At 64.8% G+C, this 236-nt stretch carries 1 protein-coding gene; it reads right to left on the reverse strand.

All coding sequences use genetic code 11. The annotated features are described in order from the left end of the window. On the reverse strand, positions 1 to 236 hold a 236-nt coding region (locus SB765_RS33695), incomplete at both ends, for a TatD family hydrolase (RefSeq protein ID WP_410933045.1).

The following is a 236-nucleotide window of genomic DNA, read 5'->3' on the forward strand; positions in this document are numbered from 1 at the left end:
CGTAATCCTTCAGGATCGCCAGCAAACGCTCGCTGGCGTCGCGCTCATGCAGGAACACCGGCAGGCGCAGTTCCGCAGCCAGGGCCAGCTGGGCTTCCAGGGCTTTTTCCTGCAGCGGGCGAGGGGAGAAGTCGCGGTTGAAATCCAGACCGCATTCGCCCACTGCACGCACGCGTGGCTCATTCAGCAGTTGGCGCAAACGGCGCTCGCTACCGGCATCCCAGCCCTTGGCATCG

The sequence above is a fragment of the Pseudomonas sp. SIMBA_067 genome (assembly GCF_046534675.1).
GTDB classification, from domain to species: Bacteria; Pseudomonadota; Gammaproteobacteria; order Pseudomonadales; family Pseudomonadaceae; genus Aquipseudomonas; species Aquipseudomonas putida.